This window comes from Candidatus Acidulodesulfobacterium acidiphilum, assembly GCA_008534395.1.
Classification (GTDB): domain Bacteria; phylum SZUA-79; class SZUA-79; order Acidulodesulfobacterales; family Acidulodesulfobacteraceae; genus Acidulodesulfobacterium_A; species Acidulodesulfobacterium_A acidiphilum.
The window spans coordinates 1-5,369 of record SHMQ01000060.1 but is presented as its reverse complement, the minus strand read 5'-3'; the positions used below and the strand labels follow the sequence as shown (position 1 = coordinate 5,369).

Genomic DNA, 5,369 nt, shown 5'->3' with positions numbered 1-5,369 from the left:
CTTTATTTGGATATATAGAACTAATTTAAAAAATTAATTTAAAATCATGTTGACTCTATGCTTAATTTTGATATAATAAAAATATAAAACATAACGAACGTTCTTTTTAATTTTAATAAACATGAGCAAAGAAGTATCCGAATTAACAAAAAAAAAGATATTTGATTACTGTATGGAAAGCTTTGCCGAAAACGGTTATAGCAATGTCGGAATAAGAAATATTTCTAAAGGAACAGGATTAAGCTCAGGCGCAATATATTATCATTTCTCTTCAAAAAAAAAGATTGCACAGTTTTTATACGATACCGCAATCGAGATTCTTTTAAACAAAATAGTATCGGCTGTAGAAAAATCACCCAACGATCGAGAGGCGTTAAAATCTATTATATTTACGTTATTTAAATTAACGGATGAAGAGCCGCATCTTATGAAATATGTGCTTTACACTAAACATAAAGATTTTTTGCCCGAAGCTTTGCCGATATGTTCAGCCAAGCCCTTTGAATACATCAAAAAATTTATAAAAGCTAAAATTGAAGAGGGTGTTTTTAGGGATATGGATATATTAATAGCATCGTCTTTGATAATGGGGCCTGTTATTAGGATAATTCAGTTAAAAATGGAAAGTATAATACAAAAGGATTTAATTGGATATACAGATCCGTTGTTTGACGGTATTTCTAAATCTATTTTTAAAAATAAGCATTAAAAATCTTATCGTTATAAATTACGAAACAAGTTAAATTGTTAGTAACGGACAACAAATTTATTATTATGGAATACGTTAAAAATTATTTAAATAACTTGATGAAAAAACTTCTTCAATTTTCATTATTTTTACTTTTATCGTTTATTTTTTTAATCGATTCAGGAAATATTAATAATAGCGCAAATGCGGCGACAGAGTCGAATTTTAAGGTAGGAACTACCCCTTATGGACTTGCGGTCGGCAAAAAAGATAATGTTTATGCCGCTATAAGCGGTTTTAATAATGTGATTGAACTTAACCAAAACGGTAAATTAATTAAAAATATTAATACCGATTGGGCGCCTTCGGGAATTGTTATCAGCAAAACCGGCTATGTTTATGTATCGACAGGCATAGGAAATGTAGTAAAGCTTAATAATAAAGGTCAAATTCTTAAAAAAGTAAAAGTTGGAATTATTCCGGCAGGAATCGCCGTTGGACCCGATGGAAATATTTATGTAACATCCATACATTCAAAGACAGTTACGAAATTAAGCCCGTCGCTTACGGTTTTAAAGATTTTTTATGCAGGGATAGCTCCATACGGTATAGTTTTAAACGATAACGGTTTAATATATGTTACGAACTTCACAAACAAAGGCACCGTTACCGTATTAAACAAAAGCGGAAAGATAATAAAAGTATTTGATGCTCAAAGAAAACCGGAAGGCATTGCTATAGGTCCTGCAGGAAATATATATGTTACGAACGGGTTAAGCGACAGCGTTTTAAAATTTAATAAAAACGGTAAAATTTTAGAAAAAATTAACATAAAAGGAGCGCCTTACGGAATTGCGCTAAGCACTACCGGAAACATGTTCGTCGCCTGTATATATGCCGATAAAGTCGTGAAGTTAAGCCGTTCGGGCAGGGTTTTAAATACATATAAGACAGGGAAAAATCCTAATTTTATATTAATAGACGATAATGGCGATGTCTGGACGGCAAACAGCGGGGATGGAACGGTAACCAAAATTAGCGGCGCAACTAAAGGAAAAGAGTTTTTCCCGTATAAAGGACCTATTTGGCAGGAAAGCTTTTAATTTAATTTCTAATTTAATATCTTAAAAGGAGGGATTTAAATGGCGGAAGAAAAAAGTTTAGAAAACGTAAAACCGGATGAAACATTAGACGTTTTAGGCGAAACATGTCCTATTCCGGAAGCTATGGCTCATAAAAAGCTCAACAAAATGAAAGTGGGGCAGGTGCTGGAGGTTTATACCGACCATGCGGCGGCGGTAGAGAATTCGTTCCCGTCCATGCTTAATAAGTTAAATTATCCTTACTGCGTAACAAAGACTGCTCCTGGTGAATTTACCATTAAAATTAAAAAAACATCATAAGCTCAATATTTAACTAGTTATAATTTAACTATAGGGGGGTATGTAAATTATGAATCCTTATTTTCTTGAATACGCTATAATAGGTATCGCAGGCTTAATTTTCGGGGCTGCGCTCGAAAGGGGAAGAATGTGTTTCGTGCTTGCAACAAATAATATGTTTATGGCAAGAGATACAAAAATCTTAGAAGGTATATTGCTGGCTTTTGGAATTTCTATTCTTGCTTTCGGCATTATAGAATCGTTAGGAATAGTTCCGATACAATCTGCAGTCCAAGGCGTATTTCCTTCGGGATGGTATGATTTAGTCGGCTCGCTTTTGTTTGGTTTCGGCATAGGACTATGCGGAGCATGCATGAGCGGATTAATATTCAGGGCAGGCTCGGGATTTACGCAAAACTGGATGCAATTATTCGGAATACTGGTAGGAACAATATTCTTTGCATTCATAATATTCCCGCTGACTAATTTTCTATACTGGATTTTACACACTATACCGTGGCTTGGCTTAAAACCGGGACTTGCCGACTATATTCCTCATGAATGGTTTGGAAACGCAGTATGGGGACCGTTTGTAGTGGCTCTAATTTTCGGCGGTACATTTCTCATTTTGGGATTATATTTGACCAAAAGGAGATTTGGCAAAATCAGTAAAGAACGCGGCGTAAACTATAAGGAGCCGATAATAACGTGGGATATGTTGAAATTTAAAGAGGCTTATTCTCCGAGGTTGGGCGGGATATTATTTGCCGTGGTTGCAGTTATAGTTTTTATAACGTCATATTTTACCGTCCATAAAGTTGCTTATATGGGCGTAACAACTCCTTACGGCAGTTTTGATACTTACATTTTAGCACCTTTCATAAATCTATATACTGCTGTAGGGCATTATAAAGCATCGTTTTTGCCCAAAATATCGTCAAACTGGTTTCAGATAGTGCCGGTTGCAATTCCGATGACATTGCTTGTTATAACCACATTTGCCGGCGCCACCACTACGGCTATTTTAGGCGGTGAATTCAAATGGAGAGTGCCGAAAAGAAAAATAATGTTTCTTCAAAATTTTATCGGCGGTATTTTTACAGGCGTAGGCGCAAGAATAGCTTTAGGATGCAATATAGGTACTTTATGGTCTGGATTTTTAATGTTTTCATGGGCGGGAATGTTATTTTTGCCGACCCTTGTTTTAGGAATGTATCTTGCTCTTAAATTTCAACAGGCGATATGGTAAAAATGAAGTATTAAATTTATCTTTACTTTTAAGGGAGAATTTATATGGCTGCGGCTAACAATATGAAAAAAAGAAAAAATCATAACTGGTGCGGAATAACATTATTGGCTTTATACGGATTATTTACTATATATGCCTCATTTTTCTTATCTTATTTAAATAAAGATAAGGTTATAGGTAAATTATCCAATGAAGCTATAGCAGGAATAAAAGAGAGTTTTATCTTGTGGGGGGTAATCATGATTATAGGCGCAATTCTTCTTTTAATAAGGGAATATGTGCTGAAATCCGGACAGCAAGAGGTTAAGGATACGGAAAGCGGGGTATCTCCTCATTATTAATTGTTTTTAAATTTGTTGTAGAAACAAGTTTTACGAAGAATATAAAATATAATAACATTGAGGATTTATAAATGAAACTTGCTCTTTTAATAACGACGGATAAATATAAAGATTACTTAGAAAAAATCATAAACAGCGCTAAAAAATCAGGATATGAATTGAAATGTTTTATAATGGACGACGGAGTCAATTTATTAAACGATTCGGGTTTCGTCGGAAAATTAAAAGAAGCCGGTTCGGATGTCTCGCTTTGCGAATATTCATGCAGCATAAGAAGCATACATGAAAAGATAGAAGGTTTCCTGTATGCTTCCCAGTACGAAAACGCAAGTATAATAAACTCATTGACAAGCGAAGACAGGTTTCTGGTTTTTTAAAATGGGGGAAAAATGACAAAAAAGATTGCTGTATTTACGCGCGACAGACAAGCCGAAGCGCTTAGAATGTCGGGAGGGTTAACGCTCCTTGACGATAAAGTAGAAGTATACGTTCTTGATAGAAAACTTGAAGATAATAAGGTTATAAACAAGCATCTCGATATGGTTCTAAATATGCTTGAACTTCCAGTTTTAACAAATTGCAGGGATAATCAATTCGAATATATTTCTAATGAAGAACTGGCGGATAAAATGCTCGAATACGATATAGTTATACCATATTAATATTAATTATTTATTGCGGAGAATAAAATATGAAAATACTTCATGTTTTAAAAAGAGAACCGTCAAAAACGGAAACTGAAATTATGGAATTGCATTCCAAATCTTACGATACGAAAATTATCAGACTTTACGAACCGGGAATAAACTATGACGGTTTTATAGCGGACGTATTTAAATACGATAAAATATTTTGCTGGTGATATGAAGATAATGTTATAATATAGTTGTAAGAATAAATTCAATTGAAAATTGAAAAGGAGGTAAGACTATGAAAAAGTTTATTATTTTAAGTTTGAGCGTGATTTTTTTACTTTCGTCTGCGGCAGTTTCTTATGCCGGAAATTTTAACCAAATGTTGGCGCAAAAGGCTTATCAAGCGATGAACCCTCATCACGTAAGTTCAAAGCCTAATGCGGTGGGAATAGTCGGCGTTCCTCAAATTTTAGCGCCGGTGCTTTATAAAGAATATATTGTAGAACATAATCCGAAACAATATTTTCTGTTAGACGTCAGAGAACATGCTGCATTCGTGAAAATGGGACATATAGCCGGAGCGCATAATATACCTTTACAGGTTCTTTTCACGCCTAAGTATTTAAAAATGCTTCCAAAACATAGGACGATTATAAGCATTTGCTACGTGGGACAGTGGGAGTCAATGGCCGCGGCATTATTAAAGACGATGGGCTATAACGTGAAAATATTAAGATTCGGCATGTCGTCTTGGAATCCAAAAATAGACTTGCTTCATAGAAATAAAATAGCATTTGGAAACTTCCCGCTCGTACATTAATAAAATGAATTTTGCGTTTTAAAAAATGAAAATCAAAAAAAAATTGGATAGAAATAAGGGGGTGATAATTCGTGAAAAAAATTAACAATATTATATTTACCGCCGTGTTAGCTGTGATATTTGCTTTTGGAATAGGCGCGGCTTCAGGCTCAAGCGCATATGCTTTTCAGGGCGGCCATTTTATGAAGCATTCTGCTATGACTAAAAAAACTTCAAAAAAGGCAAAAAAAGGCAGCGGAAGCAAGTCAAAAAAA

General features: G+C 34.6%; 9 protein-coding genes. All 9 read left to right on the top strand.

Annotation, left to right across the window (positions count from 1 at the left end; genetic code table 11):
* Positions 1-121 precede the first annotated feature (121 nt).
* Positions 122-709 (top strand): TetR/AcrR family transcriptional regulator, encoded by a 588-nt coding sequence (locus EVJ48_10260; GenBank protein RZV36608.1) that lies wholly within the window; start codon positions 122-124, stop codon positions 707-709.
* Between the two features lie 65 nt (positions 710-774).
* Positions 775-1,791, top strand: a complete 1,017-nt coding sequence (locus tag EVJ48_10255; protein RZV36607.1) for a hypothetical protein — start codon at positions 775-777, stop codon at positions 1,789-1,791.
* 39 nt (positions 1,792-1,830) lie between these two features.
* Positions 1,831-2,091, top strand: coding sequence for a sulfurtransferase TusA family protein (locus EVJ48_10250; protein RZV36606.1), 261 nt, complete (start codon positions 1,831-1,833; stop codon positions 2,089-2,091).
* 49 nt (positions 2,092-2,140) lie between these two features.
* Positions 2,141-3,319 (top strand): YeeE/YedE family protein, encoded by a 1,179-nt coding sequence (locus EVJ48_10245; GenBank protein ID RZV36605.1) that lies wholly within the window; start codon positions 2,141-2,143, stop codon positions 3,317-3,319.
* 44 nt (positions 3,320-3,363) lie between these two features.
* Positions 3,364-3,660 carry a hypothetical protein gene (locus tag EVJ48_10240; GenBank protein ID RZV36604.1) on the top strand — a complete coding sequence of 99 codons (297 nt, stop codon included), beginning with the start codon at positions 3,364-3,366 and terminating at the stop codon, positions 3,658-3,660.
* Positions 3,661-3,731: 71 nt separating this feature from the next.
* A complete protein-coding gene (locus tag EVJ48_10235) occupies positions 3,732-4,037 on the top strand; it encodes a hypothetical protein (protein RZV36603.1) in 306 nt (101 codons plus the stop codon).
* Between the two features lie 12 nt (positions 4,038-4,049).
* Positions 4,050-4,322, top strand: coding sequence for a hypothetical protein (locus tag EVJ48_10230; GenBank protein RZV36602.1), 273 nt, complete (start codon positions 4,050-4,052; stop codon positions 4,320-4,322).
* A 268-nt stretch (positions 4,323-4,590) separates the two neighbouring features.
* Positions 4,591-5,115 carry a rhodanese-like domain-containing protein gene (locus EVJ48_10225; protein RZV36601.1) on the top strand — a complete coding sequence of 175 codons (525 nt, stop codon included), beginning with the start codon at positions 4,591-4,593 and terminating at the stop codon, positions 5,113-5,115.
* A gap of 71 nt (positions 5,116-5,186) precedes the next feature.
* Positions 5,187-5,369 (top strand): hypothetical protein (locus tag EVJ48_10220; GenBank protein RZV36600.1); only part of this gene is annotated, 183 nt, incomplete at its 3' end.

Coding starts and splice junctions, on each gene's coding strand:
- EVJ48_10260 (RZV36608.1), top strand. CDS start 122: ATGAGCAAAGAAGTATCCGAATTAACAAAAAAAAAGATATTTGATTAC.
- EVJ48_10255 (RZV36607.1), top strand. CDS start 775: ATGGAATACGTTAAAAATTATTTAAATAACTTGATGAAAAAACTTCTT.
- EVJ48_10250 (RZV36606.1), top strand. CDS start 1,831: ATGGCGGAAGAAAAAAGTTTAGAAAACGTAAAACCGGATGAAACATTA.
- EVJ48_10245 (RZV36605.1), top strand. CDS start 2,141: ATGAATCCTTATTTTCTTGAATACGCTATAATAGGTATCGCAGGCTTA.
- EVJ48_10240 (RZV36604.1), top strand. CDS start 3,364: ATGGCTGCGGCTAACAATATGAAAAAAAGAAAAAATCATAACTGGTGC.
- EVJ48_10235 (RZV36603.1), top strand. CDS start 3,732: ATGAAACTTGCTCTTTTAATAACGACGGATAAATATAAAGATTACTTA.
- EVJ48_10230 (RZV36602.1), top strand. CDS start 4,050: ATGACAAAAAAGATTGCTGTATTTACGCGCGACAGACAAGCCGAAGCG.
- EVJ48_10225 (RZV36601.1), top strand. CDS start 4,591: ATGAAAAAGTTTATTATTTTAAGTTTGAGCGTGATTTTTTTACTTTCG.